Source organism: Klebsiella sp. 141161 (assembly GCF_050600815.1).
GTDB classification, from domain to species: Bacteria; Pseudomonadota; Gammaproteobacteria; order Enterobacterales; family Enterobacteriaceae; genus Klebsiella; species Klebsiella aerogenes.
This window is the reverse complement of the sequence record NZ_JAQIRN010000028.1, coordinates 1-377: the sequence shown is the minus strand read 5'-3', so window position 1 is coordinate 377 and position 377 is coordinate 1. Positions and strand designations below refer to the sequence as shown.

Annotated in this window: 1 protein-coding gene; it reads right to left on the bottom strand. The window is 58.6% G+C overall.

The window, feature by feature from the left end:
- On the bottom strand, positions 1 to 377 hold a 377-nt coding region (locus tag PGR79_RS23825), incomplete at both ends, for a molybdopterin-dependent oxidoreductase (RefSeq protein ID WP_430922629.1).

Here is a 377-nt window from a genome sequence, read left to right as displayed (position 1 = left end):
AGCTCGCCCATTTTTTCATAGGTAGCGCCGTAGAAGTCCGGGCACAGATGCCGCAACTCATCCCAGATCTCCTGGGTGTTGTTGTAGTGCATCGGATAGCCCATCCGGGTGGCGATTTCGCTGATGATCTGCCAGTCGGTTTTCAGGTCCCACTTCGGCTCCACCGCTTTAAAGAAGCGCTGGAAGCCGCGGTCCGCTGCGGTATACACGCCTTCGTGCTCGCCCCACGAGGTGGACGGCAGGATGACGTCGGCCGCGGCGGCGGTTTTGGTCATGAAAATATCCTGGACGATAACCAGTTCCAGCTGTTCAAACGCCTTGCGCACCGCGGAAAGCTCGGCATCGGTCTGCAGCGGATCCTCGCCCATAATATAGGC